Annotated in this window: 19 protein-coding genes and 1 pseudogene; 15 read left to right on the forward strand and 5 right to left on the reverse strand. The window is 61.1% G+C overall.

The annotated features are described in order from the left end of the window. Nucleotides 1–197: 197 nt before the first annotated feature. The 4 genes from dnaK (at nt 198) to FZ934_RS17605 (ending at nt 5,769) form a co-directional block, all read left to right on the forward strand. Nucleotides 198–2,114: a molecular chaperone DnaK gene (gene dnaK / locus FZ934_RS17590; RefSeq protein WP_153272124.1), complete on the forward strand. Its 1,917-nt coding sequence runs from the start codon at nt 198–200 to the stop codon at nt 2,112–2,114. A gap of 84 nt (nt 2,115–2,198) precedes the next feature. Further along, nucleotides 2,199–3,326 carry a molecular chaperone DnaJ gene (dnaJ, locus tag FZ934_RS17595; protein ID WP_153272125.1) on the forward strand — a complete coding sequence of 376 codons (1,128 nt, stop codon included), beginning with the start codon at nt 2,199–2,201 and terminating at the stop codon, nt 3,324–3,326. 207 nt (nt 3,327–3,533) lie between these two features. Next, complete coding sequence (locus FZ934_RS17600) at nt 3,534–5,429, forward strand: adenylate/guanylate cyclase domain-containing protein (protein WP_153272126.1); 1,896 nt, start codon at nt 3,534–3,536, stop codon at nt 5,427–5,429. 133 nt (nt 5,430–5,562) lie between these two features. Then, the gene (locus tag FZ934_RS17605; protein WP_153272127.1) at nt 5,563–5,769 is read left to right on the forward strand and encodes a hypothetical protein; all 207 of its coding nucleotides are present in this window, start codon (nt 5,563–5,565) and stop codon (nt 5,767–5,769) included. Nucleotides 5,770–5,822: 53 nt separating this feature from the next. Here FZ934_RS17605 and FZ934_RS17610 read toward each other — a convergent pair whose 3' ends face one another. Continuing rightward, on the reverse strand, nt 5,823–6,170 hold the full coding sequence (locus FZ934_RS17610) for a helix-turn-helix domain-containing protein (protein WP_113360998.1): 348 nt from the start codon (nt 6,168–6,170) through the stop codon (nt 5,823–5,825). 311 nt (nt 6,171–6,481) lie between these two features. Between FZ934_RS17610 and mbfA the strand changes: the two are divergent. Further along, a pseudogene (gene mbfA / locus FZ934_RS17615) lies at nt 6,482–7,464 on the forward strand (iron exporter MbfA). 53 nt (nt 7,465–7,517) lie between these two features. Here mbfA and FZ934_RS17620 read toward each other — a convergent pair. Both FZ934_RS17620 and FZ934_RS17625 read right to left on the reverse strand, forming a co-directional pair. Further along, nucleotides 7,518–8,117 carry a transglutaminase-like cysteine peptidase gene (locus FZ934_RS17620; protein ID WP_153272485.1) on the reverse strand — a complete coding sequence of 200 codons (600 nt, stop codon included), beginning with the start codon at nt 8,115–8,117 and terminating at the stop codon, nt 7,518–7,520. Between the two features lie 238 nt (nt 8,118–8,355). Further along, on the reverse strand, nt 8,356–9,156 hold the full coding sequence (locus tag FZ934_RS17625; RefSeq protein ID WP_153272128.1) for an alpha/beta hydrolase: 801 nt from the start codon (nt 9,154–9,156) through the stop codon (nt 8,356–8,358). A 175-nt stretch (nt 9,157–9,331) separates the two neighbouring features. Between FZ934_RS17625 and infC the strand changes: the two genes are divergently transcribed. The 10 genes from infC to pheT all read left to right on the forward strand — a co-directional run bounded on the left by infC (nt 9,332) and on the right by pheT (nt 18,671). Next, complete coding sequence (gene infC, locus FZ934_RS17630; RefSeq protein WP_153272486.1) at nt 9,332–9,868, forward strand: translation initiation factor IF-3; 537 nt, start codon at nt 9,332–9,334, stop codon at nt 9,866–9,868. A gap of 172 nt (nt 9,869–10,040) precedes the next feature. Next, nucleotides 10,041–10,613: a hypothetical protein gene (locus tag FZ934_RS17635; RefSeq protein WP_153272129.1), complete on the forward strand. Its 573-nt coding sequence runs from the start codon at nt 10,041–10,043 to the stop codon at nt 10,611–10,613. 134 nt (nt 10,614–10,747) lie between these two features. Beyond that, on the forward strand, nt 10,748–11,278 hold the full coding sequence (locus tag FZ934_RS17640) for a PepSY domain-containing protein (RefSeq protein ID WP_153272130.1): 531 nt from the start codon (nt 10,748–10,750) through the stop codon (nt 11,276–11,278). A 3-nt stretch (nt 11,279–11,281) separates the two neighbouring features. Beyond that, nucleotides 11,282–11,950, forward strand: coding sequence for a response regulator transcription factor (locus FZ934_RS17645; RefSeq protein WP_153272131.1), 669 nt, complete (start codon nt 11,282–11,284; stop codon nt 11,948–11,950). Further along, entirely contained in the window at nt 11,947–13,287 is a 1,341-nt protein-coding gene (locus FZ934_RS17650) for an ATP-binding protein (protein ID WP_153272132.1), read from the forward strand. Before FZ934_RS17645 ends, FZ934_RS17650 begins: the two co-directional genes overlap by 4 nt. A 244-nt stretch (nt 13,288–13,531) precedes the next feature. Further along, nucleotides 13,532–13,735 (forward strand): 50S ribosomal protein L35, encoded by a 204-nt coding sequence (rpmI, locus tag FZ934_RS17655; protein ID WP_056816455.1) that lies wholly within the window; start codon nt 13,532–13,534, stop codon nt 13,733–13,735. A 39-nt stretch (nt 13,736–13,774) separates the two neighbouring features. After that, complete coding sequence (rplT, locus tag FZ934_RS17660; protein WP_007529269.1) at nt 13,775–14,179, forward strand: 50S ribosomal protein L20; 405 nt, start codon at nt 13,775–13,777, stop codon at nt 14,177–14,179. Nucleotides 14,180–14,280: 101 nt separating this feature from the next. Continuing rightward, complete coding sequence (locus tag FZ934_RS17665; RefSeq protein ID WP_153272133.1) at nt 14,281–15,099, forward strand: serine/threonine protein phosphatase; 819 nt, start codon at nt 14,281–14,283, stop codon at nt 15,097–15,099. Nucleotides 15,100–15,137: 38 nt separating this feature from the next. Continuing rightward, nucleotides 15,138–16,220, forward strand: coding sequence for a phenylalanine--tRNA ligase subunit alpha (pheS, locus tag FZ934_RS17670; RefSeq protein ID WP_153272134.1), 1,083 nt, complete (start codon nt 15,138–15,140; stop codon nt 16,218–16,220). A 15-nt stretch (nt 16,221–16,235) separates the two neighbouring features. Then, nucleotides 16,236–18,671 (forward strand): phenylalanine--tRNA ligase subunit beta, encoded by a 2,436-nt coding sequence (gene pheT / locus FZ934_RS17675; protein WP_153272135.1) that lies wholly within the window; start codon nt 16,236–16,238, stop codon nt 18,669–18,671. Nucleotides 18,672–18,721: 50 nt separating this feature from the next. Here the strand turns inward: pheT and FZ934_RS17680 are convergent, their stop codons facing one another. After that, a complete protein-coding gene (locus FZ934_RS17680) occupies nt 18,722–19,081 on the reverse strand; it encodes a nuclear transport factor 2 family protein (RefSeq protein ID WP_153272136.1) in 360 nt (119 codons plus the stop codon). A gap of 95 nt (nt 19,082–19,176) precedes the next feature. Then, nucleotides 19,177–20,169, reverse strand: coding sequence for an aldo/keto reductase (locus FZ934_RS17685; RefSeq protein ID WP_153272137.1), 993 nt, complete (start codon nt 20,167–20,169; stop codon nt 19,177–19,179). Nucleotides 20,170–20,246 lie beyond the last annotated feature (77 nt).

Consider the following 20,246-nt stretch of genomic DNA (forward strand, 5'->3'; position numbering starts at 1 on the left):
TCATAAAAATTAATCGCCGCGGGCTCGTTTTGCTGGTTTTCAGGCCATTTCTCGCCTTGCAGTCCCGAAAACCGCTCCTTATATACGCCGCATCACCGCAATCACGATTGCGTTAATCTTAAAGACCCATCCCGTAAGGGGCTGTCAGGGAAATGCCTTCTCGGGGTTCCGACAGCTTGCTTCAAGGAGAGAATGACATGGCAAAAGTAATTGGTATCGACCTTGGAACGACAAATTCCTGCGTCGCTGTCATGGACGGCAAGGACGCAAAGGTCATTGAGAACGCCGAAGGTGCGCGCACGACGCCTTCGATCGTAGCATTTTCCGAAGATGGCGAACGCCTCGTCGGTCAGCCGGCCAAGCGCCAGGCAGTTACCAACCCCACGGATACGCTGTTCGCAGTGAAGCGCCTCATCGGCCGCCGCTACGACGATCCGACGGTTGAAAAGGACAAGGCTCTCGTTCCTTTCGAGATCACCAAGGGCGACAACGGCGACGCCTGGGTCAAGGCCCGCGGCACCGGCTATTCGCCTGCACAGATCTCCGCGATGATCCTTCAGAAGATGAAGGAAACCGCTGAATCCTACCTCGGTGAAAAGGTCGAAAAGGCCGTCATCACCGTTCCCGCATACTTCAACGACGCACAGCGCCAGGCAACCAAGGATGCCGGCAAGATCGCTGGCCTCGAAGTTCTCCGCATCATCAACGAGCCGACCGCTGCCGCGCTCGCTTACGGTCTCGACAAGAAGGACGGCAAGACGATCGCCGTTTACGACTTGGGTGGCGGTACCTTCGATATCTCGATCCTCGAAATCGGCGACGGCGTCTTCGAAGTGAAGTCCACCAACGGCGATACCTTCCTCGGCGGTGAAGACTTCGACATGCGTCTCGTCGAATACCTCGTTGCCGAGTTCAAGAAGGACAACGGCATCGACCTCAAGGGCGACAAGCTTGCTCTGCAGCGCCTCAAGGAAGCTGCCGAAAAGGCCAAGATCGAACTCTCGTCGTCGCAGCAGACCGAAATCAACCTGCCGTTCATCACGGCCGATGCAACCGGTCCGAAGCACCTGACGCTGAAGCTGACCCGCGCCAAGCTCGAAAGCCTGGTCGACGATCTGATCCAGCGCACCATCGCGCCGTGCAAGGCAGCCCTCAAGGATGCCGGCGTCACCCCTGCCGAGATCGACGAAGTCGTTCTGGTCGGTGGCATGAGCCGCATGCCGAAGGTGCAGGAAGTCGTCAAGCAGCTGTTCGGCAAGGAGCCTCACAAGGGCGTCAACCCGGATGAAGTCGTCGCACTCGGCGCAGCGATCCAGGCCGGTGTTCTCCAGGGCGACGTCAAGGACGTTCTGCTTCTCGACGTAACCCCGCTGTCTCTCGGCATCGAAACGCTGGGTGGCGTCTTCACCCGTCTGATCGAGCGTAACACCACGATCCCGACGAAGAAGTCGCAGACCTTCTCGACCGCCGACGACAACCAGCAGGCCGTCACCATCCGCGTTTCGCAGGGCGAGCGCGAAATGGCTGCCGACAACAAGCTGCTCGGCCAGTTCGACCTCGTTGGCCTGCCGCCGGCACCGCGTGGCGTTCCGCAGATCGAAGTCACTTTCGACATCGACGCCAACGGCATCGTGCAGGTTTCGGCCAAGGACAAGGGCACCGGCAAGGAACAGCAGATTCGCATCCAGGCATCTGGTGGTCTCTCCGACGCCGACATCGAGAAGATGGTCAAGGACGCCGAAGCCAATGCCGAAGCCGACAAGAAGCGTCGCGATGCCGTCGAAGCCAAGAACCAGGCCGAAAGCCTGATCCACTCGACCGAAAAGTCGCTGAAGGATTACGGCGACAAGGTCACCGAGGCAGACCGCACTGCGATCTCCGACGCGATTGCCGCTCTGAAGTCTGCTGTCGAAGCAACCGAACCGGATGCCGAAGACATCAAGGCGAAGACCCAGACCCTCATGGAAACCTCCATGAAGCTCGGTCAGGCGATCTACGAAGCGCAGCAGGCTGAAGGCGGTGCGGCGGATGCCTCTGCTGCCGGTGGCGACGAGAATGTCGTTGATGCCGACTATGAAGAAGTCAAGGACGACGACCACAAGAAGTCCGCGTAAGCTGGGCTGAACGGTCACGTTTGAAACTGACATTCCGGCTGTCTTCGTGGCAGCCGGAAATCCATTTCCGGGGTCTGATCCTTAATGGCAAAAGCCGATTTTTACGAAACGCTTGGAGTCGCCAAGACGGCTGACGAAAAAGAGCTGAAGAGCGCTTTCCGCAAGCTGGCGATGAAGTTCCATCCGGACAAGAATCCGGGCGATCATACCGCCGAACAGAAGTTCAAGGAAATCAACGAAGCCTACGAGACGTTGAAGGACCCGCAGAAGCGCGCGGCCTATGACCGTTACGGCCACGCGGCTTTCGAGCATGGTGGCATGGGCGGCGGTGGCGGTGGTTTTGCCGGCGGTGGCTTCTCCGATATTTTCGAAGACATCTTCGGCGAGATGATGGGCGGCGGCCGCCAGCGGCAGCGCTCTTCCGGCGGCCGCGAACGCGGCGCAGACCTTCGCTACAACATGGAAATTTCGCTGGAGGAATCCTTCTCCGGCAAGACCGCGCAGATCCGCGTCCCGACGTCGATCACCTGCGACGTCTGCTCCGGCTCCGGCGCCAAGCCGGGCACGCAGCCGAAGACCTGCGGAACCTGTCAGGGTTCCGGTCGTGTTCGCGCCGCGCAAGGCTTTTTCTCGATCGAGCGCACCTGCCCGACCTGCCACGGTCGCGGTCAGATCATTCCCGATCCCTGCACCAAGTGCCACGGTCAGGGCCGCGTCACCGAGGAGCGTTCGCTCTCCGTGAACATTCCCTCCGGTATCGAGGACGGCACGCGCATTCGTCTCCAGGGTGAGGGCGAAGCTGGCACGCGCGGCGGACCATCGGGCGATCTCTATATCTTCCTGTCGGTCAAGCCGCATGAGTTCTATCAGCGCGACGGGGCGGATCTCTACTGCACCATTCCGATCTCGATGACGACGGCGGCTCTCGGCGGCACTTTCGATGTAGCGACGCTCGACAGCACCAAGTCGCGGGTGACGGTGCCCGAGGGTACGCAGGCCGGCAAGCAGTTCCGCCTGAAGGGCAAGGGCATGCCCGTGCTGCGCTCGTCGCAGACGGGGGATCTTTATATCCAGATCCAGATCGAGACACCGCAGAAGCTCACCAAGCGCCAGCGCGAGTTGCTGCAGGAGTTCGAATCTCTGTCGTCGAAGGAAAACAATCCCGAATCCACCGGCTTCTTCGCCCGGATGAAGGAATTCTTCGAAGGCTGATCAAGCCTCGATGCGTTTATCAAGGCCCGGTTGTTTCAGCCGGGCTTTTCTATTTGTCAATTTATTTGATAAACGCGGATTTGATCGTCGATTGCACTCGACTTTTGTATTTTTAGCTTCTTTACTACCGAACAGTAAATGTCGCGATGAGCCTCTTGTGGGAGGCTAGACTTGTATCCTTATTGGTCAGCCAGCGCCGAGGTCCCATTGGAACGTCGTCTCGCAGCTATTCTCGCAGCAGATATCGTCGGCTACAGCCGGTTGATGGGTTCAGACGAACAGGGGACGCTGAATGCGGTCAAGCTCTGCCGCGCTGAGCTTGTCGACCCTGTCATTGCCCGCTGCAAGGGCCGCATCGTCAAGTTGACCGGCGACGGTATTCTCATCGAATTCTCGAGCATCGTGAATGCCGTTGCCTGCGCCAGCGAGATCCAGGAGACCATGGCCGAGCGCAACCGTGCGGTCGAATCCAATCGCAGGATCGATTTCCGCATCGGCATCCATCTCGGCGACGTGCTGGTCGAGGACGGCGATATCTTCGGCGATGGGGTGAATGTCGCAGCCCGGCTGGAAGCCATTGCCGAACCCGGCGGGATCGCCTTGTCCGCGACGGCGCGGGATCATGTCGGCACGAGGCTCGACCTGCCGTTCGAGGATCGCGGCGAGCACCGGCTGAAGAACATCGAGCGTCCCGTCAAGGTCTATGCCATTTCGCCGCGCCGCGGCCTGCCGCTGAAGGTCAATGAAGCAGCGCTGGCGGCCGCCAGGGAAAAGCACAAGCAGCTGGTGGCTGTGCTGCCCTTCACGAATATGAGCGGCGATCCCGAACAGGAGTATTTTTCCGACGGCATCACGGAAGACATCATCACCGATCTCTCCAAGATATCGAACCTCTACGTCGTCGCGCGGAACACGGCCTTCACCTACAAGGGAAAATCCGTTCAGGTAAAGCAGGTGGCTTCCGAACTCGGCGTCAATTTCGTCCTGCAGGGTAGTGTCCGCAAGGCCGGGCAACGTGTTCGCATCACCGGACAGCTGATCGATGCGCGCAATGGCGCGCACCTTTGGGCAGATCGCTTCGACCGCGATCTGACTGACATCTTCGCCATCCAGGACGAGATCACCCACGCGATCGTCGACCAGCTGAAGATCAAGCTACTGCCGGAAGAAAAGCGGGCGATCGCCAACGATCCGACCAACAATGTCGAGGCCTACACCTACTATCTGAGGGGACGGCAGTTCTCGCACACATGGACCCGCCATTACCTGCTGATGGCGCGGCGGATGTTCTCGACAGCGGTTGCGCTCGATCCAGATTATGCGCGCGCCTATGCCGGCATAGCCGACTGCGAATCCGCCCTCAGGGATTGGCATGCGGGCGAATATACGCTGGAGGGCATCCTCAGCCTGACCGCAAAGGCGCTCGCGCTGGACCCGAACCTCGCCGAGGCGCACGCGTCGCGCGGCCTGGCGCTGCATCAGGACGGCCGCGACGTCGAAGCGCTGGCGGAATTCGAAAAGGCGCTGAAGCTGGAGCCCGACCTTTACGAGGTGAATTTTCACTACGGACGCTTCCTCTTCATGCAGGGCAAGTTCGAAGGGGCCATCACCTTCTTCACCCGCGCGTCTGAAATTCGCCCCGACGACTACCTGTCGCCGATCCACCTGATGAGCGCCTGCCGCTCGCTCGGGCTGCAGGCGGAACGGGAACGTTGGGCGCGCATCGGTATCGAGCGTGCCGAGCGTGCGCTGGAGGATCATCCGGAGAATGCCGGGCCGGCCCACCGCGGCGCGTTGGCGCTTGCCCACATGGGCGAAAGCGAACGCGCCAAGGAATGGCTGAAACGTGCCCAGGCGATCGACCCCGATGACATCGTCGCGCAGTACAACATCGCCTGCGTCTATGCGCTGCTCGACGAGCGCGAAACCGCCCTCGACCTGCTCGAGGCGCTGTTGCCGCAGTCCTCGTGCTACCAGATCCTCTGGTTCAAGCATGATTCGGATCTGGATTCGGTGCGCGACCATCCGCGTTTCCAGGCCATGCTCGATGCGATCGAGGCCTGCTCCTTCCCGCAGGAAGGCTACAGGGTGGCCTCGGAGTAGCGATCTGTTCCAAAATGGAACTGGGCGAGACGGCGTTGTGTCTTATGTTAACGCAGGTCTTTGAACGCGCTTTTCAGCCGCGCGTCTTGTTGCCACTATGCTCGCAGGGGAATTTCAAACAAAGGGCAACTCCATGACGGTAGCCGCCGCCTTATCCATGCAGTCGGATGATATCGACGTGCTCGCAGGTGCACTCTATTCCTGGTGCGCTGAACGCAACATCAAACTTCGCAGCCAGCAGGGCCTGTCGATCGCAAGCATAGCGATCGATCTGTACCACGCCGGCCATCACACGCAGGATGCGCTTCTCGTCGCGCTCCACGAGCGCGACCTTCACTAATTTTCGGCGCTAAGGCCTGGGAAACGATCCTGCCGCCGGGTTCCTCCGGCGGTTCAGGCGTAGTTGTCGCCGTTGATCAAGGTCAGGATGGTCTTGACCGCCTGCTTGCCTGCGGTCGATTGCATGCGGTCGTAATGGACCGCGAGTTCGTACGCTTCCGCGCTGAGGCCCGGACGAGACTTGGTCTCGACGCCCTCGAAAAGAGCTGAAATGTCGACATCGAGAAACACCGCGATCTGGTGCAGCTTGCTTGCCGATACGCGGTTCGTACCCTTCTCGTATTTCTGGATCTGCTGGAAGGTCAGACCCAGCGCTTCGCCCAGTTCCAGCTGCGAAATCTTTCGTTGCGCCCGAAGCGCCCTAACATTCTGCCCGACAATAATATCGACCGGATCTGGCACGTGAGTGTTCCCTTATTAGCGAGTAAATCGCGCCTCGTACTATGGCGACGTTTTGAAATATCGCAATCCGGAAGTTGAAAATTTCAACCAACTTTTCCTTGCTCCGCGGCAATAATGGTGCGTCGATATACGTTTGTAGACTTTAAGATGCAAAAACTTTACATACCACCTCTCGAAGAGGCGCCGAGTTTTACTCGGCTTTGCCATCGTCTTCTCCATCAATATGTGATGGTCCCGAAGAGCGCGGAAAAGGCGGACTTGACCGCCTCTCCCGCGGCGCCTATTTTAGAATTATTCTAAAAGAGGTCCCCATGTTGAATCGCATTTTCCAGTCGTCGAAACGGTCTTTCGATAGTTTGTCGGAGCAGGAAATCCTGGCTCTGGCGATCAGTTCCGAAGAAGACGACGCCCGCATCTATCTTTCCTATGCCGAAATGCTCCGTCCCCAGTCTCCCGCCTCCGCCAAGGTGTTCGAGGATATGGCGGAGGTCGAGGATACCCACCGCAGATCCCTGATCGCGATCTACCGGGAGCGGTTTGGCGAGCGCATCACGCTGATCCGTCGCGAGCATGTGCGGGGTTCTACGAGCGCAAGCCCGATTGGCTGCGGCGGAATCTCTCGCTGGAGAAGATCCGCGGCGAGGCCGAGGCCATGGAGCAGCAGGCCTACCGCTTCTATGTGGAGGCCACCAAGCGTGTTTCCGATGCGAAGACGCGCCAGCTGCTGGGCGATCTCGCGCTCGCCGAGCAGGGACACGAAGACATCACCCGCATGCTGAGCGAAAAGCACGTGCCGGCGGAAGTTAAAGGCGAGGAGGACCTGGCGGTGCGGCGGCAGTTCGTGCTGACCTATGTGCAGCCCGGTCTTGCCGGGCTGATGGACGGATCGGTGTCGACGCTGGCGCCGATCTTTGCCGCGGCCTTCGCCACGCAGGACACCTGGCAGACATTTCTCGTCGGCATGTCCGCGTCGGTCGGCGCCGGCATCTCGATGGGCTTCACCGAAGCCGCGCATGACGACGGCAAGATTTCCGGCCGCGGTTCGCCGATCAAGCGCGGCCTCTCGTGCGGTGTCATGACCGCGCTCGGCGGCCTCGGACACACGCTGCCTTATCTCATCCCGAACTTCCTGACGGCAACGACGATGGCCGTGATCATCGCGATCTTCGAGCTGTGGGCGATCGCATTCATCCAGAACCGCTACATGGAGACGCCCTTTCTCCGGGCGGCCTTCCAGGTCGTCGTCGGCGGCGGACTGGTTCTCGGCGCCGGCATTCTGATCGGCAACGGCTGAGCCAGAAAAGGCCGGCTTCAAGCCGGCCTTTTCAATTCGAAATGTGCCCTAACCTACTTCAACGCACCGACCAGCACGTCGCGGCCGTTCTCGATGGTAACCCAGCGACCGGCATTGGCGCTCGACTGGCGTTTGATGAACGAGTACGGCGTGTCGAACCACGGCTTGACCGTCGAGGCCAGGTTGTCGAGTACGAAGTCGCCCTTGGTGGTGCGCAGCGTCAAGATCGCATGGCCTTCGCCATCCGGCTTGCGCACGACGGTCATCAGAAGGTTGGCGGCCGAGAAGCCGCGCTGGATCAGGATACGGCGCTTCAGCAGCGCGAAGTCCTCGCAATCGCCGGCCGTGGTCGGATAGGCCCAGACTTCGTCCTTGCCGTAGATTTCCTTGTCGGTCATCGGGATGATGGTGGTGTTGACCTTGGTGTTGACAGCGCGGACCATCGCCCACTTGTCATCCGTCATGTCGGCCGCTGCCGAATTGCGGTTCGGACCGCACTCTTCGCGATGCGTCTGACAGAATTCGTAATGGCCGATCGGCTGGGACGTTGCGGCACCCGTGACCATGGAAAAATTGCTTGTTGGGGCCGGTATCGCGGCCGTCGACATCGCACACATGGCCATCATGGCCACCAGGAAACCCTTGATCCGCACGCCCGATATTCCTTGCATCGCCCCTGAATTCTTAACAAAAAGTTAATTGAGGGACGTGCGGAGAGTCAATCGCTACTTCTGGGGAGGGGGTGGAAGCGCTGGATATGGTTAAAATACGTTAGGATTTGACACATCGCTGCCAGTTTGCCGCATCTGGCCGCTGCGGCAATTTTCAAGCAAGTCTCTAATATTGCTAAAGATATCGCGAAGTCCAGGCTCGGTGCCAGGCTTGCGGTGATCAGTCCGCCATTTCCTTAACGGCAAATAGCATGCGTTCTATGTCCTGTGGACGGGACAGGCGGTGATCCCCATCACGGATGAAGGTCAGTACCACGTCATCGGCCGGCAGATGCTCGACGAGCTTCATCGCGTGCTGGAACGGGACATCCGGATCCTTCATCCCCTGCAGGATGTGAACAGGGCATCCAACCTCGATAATGCCCTTCAGCACCTGGTTCTCGCGTCCGTCCTCGATCAGGGCCCGGGTGTAGATATTGGGCTCCGGGCTGTATTCGGAGCGCTCTTCGAAGAAGCCGCGCTCGGCAAGCGAGGTCTTCTCCTTCTTTGTAAGGTTCGGCTCGATGAGATCGGAGGTGAAGTCCGGTGCGGGCGCGATCAGCACCATGCCCTGAAGCTTCGGCGCATCGGCGCGCTTGGCGAACTCCTGGGCGAGCCGCAACGCGATCCAGCCGCCCATTGACGAGCCGACGAGGATGACACGCTCGAGCCTGGTGTGTGCGATGACGCCGAGCGCCTCTTCCAGCCAGCGCGAAATGGTGCCCTCGGTGAATGCGCCTTTCGACACGCCGTGCCCGGAATAGTCGAAACGGATGCACGACAGTCCGCTCTCGGCCGCGAGCCTGTCGAGCTCGATCGCCTTCGTGCCTTCCATGTCGGAGCGATATCCGGACAGCCAGACCAGGGCAGGGCCGTTGTTGCCTTCCCGCGCCGGACGCACCACATAGGCGATGTCCCGGGCAGCGGCGCCTTGCCCGACGGCCAGAAATTGCGGTTCGGAGGCGGAAATGGCGTCGGACATGCGAAAACTCCTTCGTTTCGGCCTATAAAACAGATTCTTGACAGGCTGACAGCGGGTGATTTTTCCGCTAAAGCGTGCTAATGACTTGGTTGCAGCGATGGCGAAACTCGGTCGTCTTCCTTATATAGAGGCGATCCGCTGCAGCAATCCGAAACAACGCGAGGAGAGTACGACCATTCGCAGACCTTTCAAGAACGACGCGCCCGTAAAGGAAGGGCCGCGCTCGAACAGGGAAATTCGCATTCCCAAAGTTCAGCTCATCGATGCTGAAGGACAGAATCTAGGCGTCGTGGCGACCGACCAGGCCCTGAGAATGGCTGAAGAAGCCGGCCTCGACCTGGTGGAGATTTCCCCCAACGCCGAACCGCCTGTGTGCAAGATCCTCGATCTGGGCAAGCTGAAATATGCCAACCAGAAGAAGGCCGCCGAGGCGCGCAAGAAGCAGAAGATCGTCGAAGTCAAAGAAATCAAGATGCGCCCGAACATCGACACCCATGATTATGAGGTGAAGATGAAGGCGATGGGTCGTTTCTTCGAAGAAGGCGACAAGGTCAAGGTGACCCTGAAGTTCCGCGGCCGCGAAATGGCCCACCAGGAACTCGGCATGAAGCTTTTGCAGCAGGTCAAGGCCGACACGCTGGAGTTCGCCAAGGTCGAGGCTGAGCCCAAGCTCGAAGGCCGCCAGATGATGATGGTGCTCGCACCGAAGTAAGATGTCGGAACAGGGCGCATCGCCGCCATTCGTATCAAAGCCGTCCGAAAGGGCGGCTTTTGTATTTCTGGGTTGTCCCATCAATCTGACAGGATACTGACATCGGCGCTCAACGCCTTGTCAGTCAGCTTTTGCCATTCTCTGCGCATCGAAACGACAGAGGAGGCAAGTCATGACAATCAAGATTCGCAAGATGGCGCTCGCATCGGTTGCCGCATTGGCGCTAACGGCGTCGATGCCGGTCGTTCAATCGTTCGGCCCGCCTTCGCTGGCGGGGGCTGCCTTGGCCCGGGGCGGTCACGACGATGGCGGCTCCTCAAGCAGCAGCGGCAGCGGTAGCTCCGGTCGAAGCGGCGGTAATCATGGTAGCGACGACCATGGCGGCCGCAGTGGCGGTCATGACGACGACGGCAATGATGACCACGGCGGTCGGCGCGGCGATCGCGCCTCTGACGACGGCGCCTCCCATGACGTCGGCGACGACAATCCCGGAAACCATGGCGGGCGAAGAAACCGTGACCGGTCCGATCGACCGCAGACCGTCCTGACGGTTTCTGATGCAAGCCTGCGCGGTCTTCTGAACGGATCGCTGGTGGCGCGCGATCAGCTCGGCCGCCTGCTGGAAGTCGAGGTCGAGCGCGAACATGGCGCGCGCATTATCAAGGCCCAGGTCCACCGGTCGGATGCTCGCCGCAATCCTGGAGCAATCACCAGTGTCCAGATCCTCCCAGCTGCCGCGCAGTAGCGCGACAGATCTTCCGACCGCCTCGGAAGAAAGAGGCTCCGTCGCCATGCGACGGGGTCTCTTGGTCTGGCGACCTTGCCTCGCCGCAGTGAAGCGTACAATCTAGCTGCTGGCCCTTAATCGCCGGAACGACCATGGACCCCAAACGCCGCTCGCTTCTATCTCTTTTATTGTTGACCTGCTGGCTGGCGGCGGCCGGTAACCTCGCGGTGCGCGATGCATCCGCCAAGGACGGAGGCAGCAACAGCGGGTCGGGCAGTTCGGGCGGCTCCGGCAGCGGCTCCTCTGGATCCGGTTCGTCCGGATCGAATTCCGGAAGTTCCGGCTCCGGAAGCGATAACAGCGGCCATGGCGGCGGCGATGATCACGGAGGCGGTCATGGCGGTGACGACGGCGATGATGGCGACGACGACGGCGGTAGCGGCAATCACGGGCGCGGTTCGGACTATGATCGCGCCAGGGATGCTGTCCGGGACGGCAAGGTGCTGCCCCTGAAGGCGATCCTGAAAAACATCGACATGCGACGCTATGGCCGCGTCATCGACGTCCGGCTGCAGCGGTCGATGGTCAGCGATACCTATCAGCTGAAAGTCAGGGACGGCGCCGGAACCATCAGAACCCTGCGCATCAACGCCCGCGACGGCACGTTGCTGGGAGGATCCTGACCAATGCGGATCTTGCTGGGCGAGGACGACGCCAACATTTCCAGTCACGTGGTCGAGGCGCTCGGGCGCGAGGGCTACCGCATCGACGTTCTCGCGACCGGGCCGCAGGTCTGGGAGGAAGGCGAGACCGGTGACTTCGCCGCGATCATTCTCGACCTCGGCCTGCCAGGCATGGACGGCCTGTCGATCCTGAAGCGATGGCGCATGGCCGGCATCAATACGCCTGTCCTGGTGCTGACGGCTCGCGGCTCATGGATGGAGCGCGTTGATGGCTTCGATGCCGGAGCCGACGATTATCTGCCGAAGCCGTTTCGCACCGAGGAATTGATCGCGCGTCTGCGCGCCTTGTTGCGCCGCTCCGGCGTCGGCCACGCACGCGTCAAGTCCGCCGATCGCTTCACGCTGGATGAAAATGCCCGCCGGGTGACATTCGACGGCAGGGAGTTGGACCTAAGCCCGCTGGAATATCGGATGCTGGCGCTTTTCATCGCAAGACCCGGCGCGGTGCTCACCGCCGCTGAACTTGCGAGCCAGGTTCAGGGCAGGGACGATGATGCCGCCAAGAATGCCGTCGAAGCCATGGTGGCACGACTGAGAAAGAAGACCGACAGCGACGCGATCGAGACGCGTCGTGGCTTCGGCTATGTGCTGCCGGAGCGGCGTGGCGCATGATGGGCTCGCTGCGATTTCGCCTTGCCGTCGGCGCGCTTGTCGCGATCGGCGTTGCATTGACGATCGTCTGGTTTGTGCTCAGCCATCTGTTCACCGATTATCTCGCCGACCAGTATTCCTATGAGATGACCGGCGTGATGGATTCACTCGCCGCGCGCCTCACGGTCGAAGATGGTCGGCTCGTGCTGACGGGTGAACTGGCCGACACCCGCTTCGACCTGCCAACGGGCGGCCGCTACTGGCAGATCTCTCCGAGCGATGGCGGGCGCCCCTTGCGCTCGCGATCGCTGTGGGATGAGGAGATCGCCGCCGGCGATCTGTCTGCCGATCTCTATTGCGGGTTCCGCCAGACAGATGGCCCGGACGGATTGCCCGTCCTTGTTTCGGAAAAGCGGATGAGCCTTGGGGAGGGCGCTGCCCGCAAGGAGTTCACGATCTACACCGGTTTCTCCAAGGCCGAGATGGAAACCGTGCTTGAAAGCTATCACCGGCCGTTGCGGTTGATGCTGCTGTCGATCGGCGGGATCTTGCTGCTGGCCGCCTTTCTGCAGGGCTGGATTGGCCTTCGTCCGCTGGCGCGGCTTCGTGACAGCGTTGCGGATATCCGCGCTGGCCGCCTTGCCCATATTGGCTGGAGCGGACCGAGAGAGGTGACGCCGCTGGTGCGCGAGATCAACCTCTTGCTGACCGAGCGCGAAACGGCCGTCGAGCGGGCCCGGGCGCGGGCAAGTGATCTGGCCCATGGGCTGAAGACGCCACTGACGGTTCTGTCTCATCTGGCGGAGAGCCTGCCGGCCGAAAAGCGCGACACCGCCCTGCAGCAGATCGAGCTGGTGCGGCAGCGATCCGATCGTCAGCTGCAGGCCGCGCGCATGGGCGTCGAACAGATGGCGACGACGTCGCTGCTCGGCATATCGGGAAAGCTCGTCAATGTCCTGCAGGCGTTCACCTCGGGAAAGGGCATCGATTGGCATGTCGACATCGATCCGGCGCTGAGCATTCAGGCGGATCCCGCTGATATCGCGGAGGCGCTGGGCAATGTGCTCGATAATGCCGTACGCTTTGCCCGCTCGCGAATTGAGCTCAGCGCCCGTCACGACCAACGGCATATCGTTCTGATCGTCTCCGACGATGGCCCCGGCGCGGGTGCCGAGAGCTACGACCGGATGCTGAAGCGCGGCGTTACCATCAACGACGAGACCTCCGGCTCCGGGCTCGGGCTTGCAATCTCCGCCGATATCGTCGAAGCCTATGGCGGCAAGCTCGATCTCCTGGCATCGAAACTGGGTGGGTTGATGGTGAAAATGACCTTGCCCGCCAGCGAGGTTGCCCCTTGATGTCGGACACGGAAGATTCCTCGCCTCGCCCCGTTGCACTTTTATGACGTCGCGGTTATAAGCGCGCGTCCGAACTGACCGGCAGGGCATGCCGTGGCAGTTTCGAATGCTTGCGGAACGGTTCGTCACCGGAGCCGCAGATCAACAACAAACGCTCCCGCACTTGTTGCGACTCCAGGGAAACCGGGCATCGCGAGAAGGCTTCTTTTGAAGCATGCAGGGGGATCAGAAACGGAGTAGCAAAATGCCCAAGATGAAGACGAAGTCTGCTGCCAAGAAGCGGTTCAAGATCACCGCAACTGGCAAGGTCAAGGCTGCAGCTGCTGGCAAGCGCCATGGCATGATCAAGCGTAGCAACAAGTTCATCCGCGATGCACGTGGCACGATGGTTCTGGCTGAACCGGATGGCCGCAAGGTCGTGAAGAACTACCTGCCGAACGGTCTCTAAGACTATTCCGCGAACGCTTTAGATTAAGGAGATCATGAAATGGCACGTGTAAAAAGAGGCGTTACCGCCCACGCCAAGCACAAGAAGGTTTTGAAGGCCGCTAAGGGCTTCTACGGTCGTCGCAAGAACACCATCCGCGCCGCTAAGGCCGCTGTTGATCGTTCGAAGCAGTACGCCTACCGCGACCGCAAGGTCAACAAGCGCAACTTCCGCGCTCTCTGGATCCAGCGTATCAACGCTGCTGTCCGCGAATTCGGCCTGACCTACGGCCGCTTCATCGACGGCCTGAACAAGGCTGGCATCGAAGTTGACCGTAAGGTTCTCTCCGATATGGCGATCCATGAGCCGGAAGCATTCGGTGCACTCGTTGCAGCCTCCAAGAAGGCTCTCGAGTACCTGAAGGACGCTGGTACGAAGAACGAGTTTGAAGCAGCCGTCAACTAAGCCGGCGCTATCAAAGCTTTTGCTTCGATGATTTTGAACCCGCGCTGGCAAGGCTTGCGCGGGTTCTTTCGTTTTAATCCGGATGAAGGCGTCGAGAAGGCGTGACGAACGATCTCGAAAATCTGACGGCGGAAGCCGGGCTGAAGGAAGCGGACGTGCCTGTCCTGCTCGCAGCCCTGCTGAGCAGTTCGCGACGCGTCGAGCGCGTGGCGCTGTCGAGCGGTGCCGTCTGGATCAAGCGCTATGGCACCGAGCGCGCATCGCGCTGGGTGAGCCTGCAGCGCATGCTCGCCAATCTCATCAAGGCGCCGTTTCTCCGTCCGTCGCCGCTTCTCGGCGACGAGGGCATGGCGGCGCGCGAGATGCGCCGCGTCGCGCAGTTTTCCGCGCAGGACGTTCCGACGGCCCGCGTCCTCTATTCTTCCGGTGCGGCCATCGTGTTCACCGATGTCGGCGATACCGTCGATCGCCAGCTCCATCATGTGCTGAATAACGATCCTGTTGCCCACGATAATATGCTTGTCCATTGCGCCGCCGAGCTTGGCCGACTGCATTCAAAAGGCCTGTGCCACGGTCGGCCCTATCCGCGCGACATGTTCCTGAAGGACGGCCGCGTCGGCTTCATGGATTTCGAGGAAGAGCCCGATCGGGTGATGCCGCTGGAAGTCGCCCAGGCACGCGATATCTGGCTGCTCTTTTTGCAGGTCGCGACCCGCGCCAAGCTTGGCGGCAAAACGCACGACCGGGCCTACAAGGCCTGGGCCGATGTGGCGCCGGCAGCCGCCGTTGCCGAACTGCGCAAGCTTACAGGATTCCTGGGCGGCTTTTTATCCGCTGCCCGGTTGATTGGCCGCGTGCACATGGGTAGTGATCTGCGACGTTTCATCGTGGCGACCAGCTATCTGAAGCAAGTTTCGTGAATTATCGACAAGACTGACGCCCCGTGAGGCAGGAAAAGATGACCGAACTCGAAACCCTGGAAAAGCAACTTCTGTCTGATGTGGCAGCCGCTGCCGACGAGCCGGCGATCGAAGCCGTGCGTGTCGGCGCACTCGGCAAGAAGGGTTCGGTCTCCGAGCTCCTGAAGACGCTCGGTTCGATGACGCCGGAAGAGCGCCAGACGCGCGGCGCGGCGATCAACGCGCTGAAGACTGTCGTGACCGAGGCGATCAACGCCCGCAAGGCCGATCTCAAGAAGGCGGCGATCGACGCCCGTCTGAAGGCCGAGACGGTCGATGTCTCGCTGCCGGTCCGCTCTTCGCCGGCCGAGCGCGGCCGCATCCATCCGATCAGCCAGATCATCGACGAGATCACCGCGATCTTCGGCGACATGGGCTTCTCGATCGCTGAAGGTCCCGATGTCGAGACCGACTATTACAATTTCACGGCGCTGAACTTCCCCGAAGGTCATCCGGCCCGCGAGATGCACGACACCTTCTTCTTCAATCCGGACGAGAACGGCGAGCGCAAGGTGCTGCGCACGCACACCTCGCCGGTGCAGGTGCGCACCATGGAAGCGCAGAAGCCGCCGATCCGCATCATCATCCCCGGCAAGACCTACCGCCAGGACAGTGACGCCACGCACTCGCCGATGTTCCATCAGGTCGAGGGTCTCGTCGTCGACAAGAAGGCCAATGTCGCCAACATCCGCTGGGTGCTGGAAGAGTTCTGCAAGACCTTCTTCGAGGTCGACAGCGTGACGATGCGCTTCCGCCCGTCCTTCTTCCCCTTCACCGAGCCGTCCTTCGAGGTCGACATCCAGTGCGACCGCTCCGGCCCGATCGTCAAGTTCGGCGAAGGCACCGACTGGATGGAGATCCTGGGCTGCGGCATGGTGCACCCGAACGTGCTGCGCGCCGGCGGTCTTGATCCCGACGAGTACCAGGGCTTTGCCTGGGGCATGGGCCTCGACCGCATCGCCATGCTGAAATACGGCATGCCCGACCTGCGCGACTTCTTCAACGCCGACGTCCGCTGGATGACCCATTACGGCTTCCGCCCGCTCGACATGCCGACGCTGTTCGGCGGTCTGAGCGCGTAAGGGAGGATAGAGATCATGAAGTTCACACTTTCCTGGCTGAAGGATCATCTGGAAACGGATGCGACCCTTGACGAAATCTGCAAGCGCCTGACCGAGATCGGCCTTGAGGTCGAGGATGTCGACGACAAGGCGGCCTACAAGCCCTTCGTCATCGCGCGGGTTCTGTCGGCTGAAAAGCATCCGGAGGCCGATCGCCTGAAGGTGCTGTCGGTCGATGCCGGTCCTGATGTGAACGGCGGCAAGCCGTTGCAGATCGTCTGCGGTGCGCCGAATGCCCGCGCCGGTCTCGTGGGCGCGCTGGCGCGGCCTGGCGATTATGTGCCGGGCATCGATGTCACGCTCGGCGTCGGCAAGATCAGAGGCGTCGAAAGCCAAGGCATGATGTGCTCCGAAAAGGAGCTGAACATGTCCGACAGCCACGACGGCATCATCGATCTGCCCGCCGATGCGCCTGTCGGCACCTCTTTTGCCGCCTACGCTCATCTCGACGATCCCATGATCGAGATCAACCTGACGCCGAACCGTCCGGATTGCACCTCGATCTACGGCATCGCCCGTGACCTGGCGGCATCAGGCCTCGGCACGCTGAAGACACGGCCCGCGCCGTCCTTTGCCGTCGAAGGCGAAACGCCCGTCAAGGTGACGCTCGATCTCGATGACGAGAAGCTTTGCCCGGGCTTTGCGCTCCGCCTCGTGCGCGGTGTCAAGAACGGCCCGAGCCCGAAGTGGATGCAGCAGCGTCTGCTGGCGATCGGCCTCAGGCCCATCAACGCGCTCGTCGACATCACCAACTACATGACCTTCGACCAGGGTCGCCCGATGCACGTCTTCGACGCCGCCAAGGTCAAGGGCAACCTGACCGTCCGCCGCGCCAAGGATGGCGAAACGGTGCTGGCGCTCGATCAGCGCGAGTACAAGCTCAGCGCCAACAATGTCGTGATCACGGACGCCGATGGCATCGAGTCGATCGGCGGCATCATGGGCGGCGAGCATTCCGGCTGCGATGAGAACACCACCGACGTCCTGATCGAATCGGCGCTCTGGGATCCAATGAACATCGCCAAGTCGGGTCGCGGCCTCGGCATCATCACCGATGCCCGCTACCGTTTCGAACGCGGCGTCGATCCTGAATACATGGTCCCGGGCCTCGAGCGCACAACCGAACTGGTCCTCGAACTCTGCGGCGGTACGGCGGCCAAGGCCGATGTCGTCGGCTACAAGGGCTATGAGCCCAAGATCGTCGATTTCCCCTTCTCCGAGGTCAAGCGCCTGACGGGGCTCGAGGTCTCGACGGACGAGAGCGCCGAAATCCTGACGCGCCTCGGCTTCAAGGTCACCGGTTCCGGCGAGCGCGTCTCGGTCTCGGTTCCCTCCTGGCGCCCCGATGTCGACGGCAAGGCCGATCTCGTCGAGGAAGTCATGCGCATCCACGGCGTCGACAACATCAAGCCCGCGCCGTTGGAAAGCCATGCTGAAGTCAACGGCAAGATCCTGACGACGCTGCAGATCCGCACCCGCACCGCCAAGCGCGCGCTCGCCTCGCGCGGAATGCTGGAGGCCGTCACCTGGTCGTTCATCTCCGAAGATCAGGCAAAGCTCTTCGGCGGCGGCTCGCCGGCGCTGAAGCTTGCCAACCCGATCGCTGCGGATATGTCCGACATGCGCCCATCGCTGCTGCCGGGCCTGCTCAGCGCCGCCCAGCGCAATGCCGACAAGGGCTACGGTGACGTCGCGATCTTCGAAGTCTCCGGCACCTATGAGAACGATCGCCCCGAGGGGCAGCGCCGCGTTGCCGGTGGTGTCCGTCGTGGCACCGCCTCGCTTGCCGGCGCCGGCCGCATGTGGCTGAACGCCGCCAAGGGCGGCGGCAAGCCGGTCGACGTCTTCGACGCCAAGGCCGATGCGCTTGCCGTGATCGAAGCCTGCGGCCTGCCGATGGGCAACATCCAGATCGAACAGGGTGGACCTGATTGGTACCACCCCGGTCGTTCCGGCACGATCAAGATGGGCCCGAAGGTCATTCTCGGCTATTTCGGCGAGTTCCATCCCTTGACGCTGGAAGCGCTTGACGTGTCAGGCGCGCTCTCGGGCTTCGAAGTCTATATCGACGCCATGGCCGAGCCGAAGAAGAAGGCGACCCGCACCAAGCCGGCGCTGGAGCTTTCGCCGTTCCAGGCCGTCAAGCGCGACTTTGCCTTCGTCGTCGACAAGTCGGTGGAAGCAGGCGCGATCATCAAGGCAGCGACCGGTGCAGACCGCAAGCTCGTCACCGGTGTCAACGTCTTCGACATCTTCGAAGGCCCGTCGCTCGGTGAAGGCAAGAAGTCGGTGGCGATCGAGGTTCAGATCCAGCCGGTGGACCGCACGCTCACCGACGAGGATTTCGAAGCACTGACGCAGAAGATCGTTGCCAGCGTGACGAAATTCACCGGCGGCGTCCTCAGAGCCTGAGGCGCATGATCTCTTGATGCGAAAAGCCGGCGATCGCCTCGCCGGCTTTTCTATGCGTGGAGATAGTAGAGCTTGTTGACGATCGTCCAGCGGCCCTGGATCTTCAGCATCGAGAGATAGTCGGTAAAGCGCATGCCGGCGAAATCGTCGCTGACTTTCACGCTCGCCGCATCGCCGATGATGTCGAGCATCTGGATGTCCATATGCGGCTGCGTCGTGGGCGGCGCGGCGCCCTCGGCGACGATCGCGGCGATGAATTCGTCGCGGCTCAGCCATTCGACGGCGTTTTCATAGTGTCCGATGATGGCGCATTGCGGATGAAAGGCCTTCCGCAATGCCGCTTCGTTCGCGAAGGTCATGCCCTCGACGTAGAGATGGACGACTGCTTCGATTGCTTGCTGGTCCGACATGCTTCACCTCGCCAGAACATGTCCTTAGCATAGTGCAGGGACCGCTTGCGGCAAGGCCGAAGAAGGGTGCGGGCCAGCATCCGAAGCGTCAACCTTTAGAGGTTGGTCATCGCCAGCGATGCCTCCGAGTAGCGTTTGCCGGCGATCTGATCGAGCGAAATCGTCTCCGTCAGTTCGGCCAGTTCTTGCTTGCTCAGCACGATATCGGTGGCAGCCGCATTCTGCTCGAGATGGTTGACCTTGCGCGCGCCCGGGATCGGCACGATGTCGTCACCCTGGTGCAGAACCCAGGCGAGCGCCAGCTGCGCCGCCGTTACGCCCTTCTGCTTCGCAAGCGCCTCGAGCTTTGCCACCAGCGCGGCATTGGCGTCGAAATTCTCGGCCTGGAAACGCGGCAGCTGGCTACGGAAATCGTCCGCGCCAAGATCTTCCCGCTTCTGGATCGCCCCCGTCAGGAAGCCGCGGCCAAGCGGGCTGTAGGGCACGAAGCCGATCCCCAGCTCCCGACAGGTGTCGAGGACGTCATGCTCAGGGTCGCGGGACCAAAGCGAGTACTCGCTCTGCAGCGCCGCGATCGGGTGCACAGCATGGGCGCGACGGATCGTGGCGCTACCGGCTTCCGAGAGACCGAGCGCACGCACCTTGCCCTCCCTGACCAGCTCGGCCATGGCGCCGACCGTCTCTTCGATCGGAACAGTGGGATCGACGCGATGCTGGTAGAAGAGGTCGATCATATCGATACCGAGCCGCTTCAGTGATGCCTCGGCGACCCGCTTCACATTCTCCGGGCGGCTGTCGACACCGGTGATGGCCGCAGCGCCCGATTTGTTCGCATCGAAGGTAAAGCCGAACTTGGTGGCGATGACCACGCGGTCGCGGACCGGCTTCAGCGCCCGGCCAAGCAGCTCTTCATTGGTGTAGGGGCCGTACATTTCTGCGGTATCGAAGAAGGTGATGCCGAGATCGACGGCGCGACCAAGCGTCCTGATCGACTCGTTCTCGTCGCTGGCGCCATAGGCGAAGCTCATACCCATGCAGCCGAGGCCGACGGCAGAGACTTCGAGGTTTCCAAGTTTGCGGGTTTTCATGCGGGTGCTCCTTTTCGAGCGCAATTCGAACCGCCGTGTTGCGGTACGAGGCAAATCTAACGTCTCGGCAGCTTTCA

Source organism: Rhizobium grahamii (assembly GCF_009498215.1).
Classification (GTDB): domain Bacteria; phylum Pseudomonadota; class Alphaproteobacteria; order Rhizobiales; family Rhizobiaceae; genus Rhizobium; species Rhizobium grahamii_A.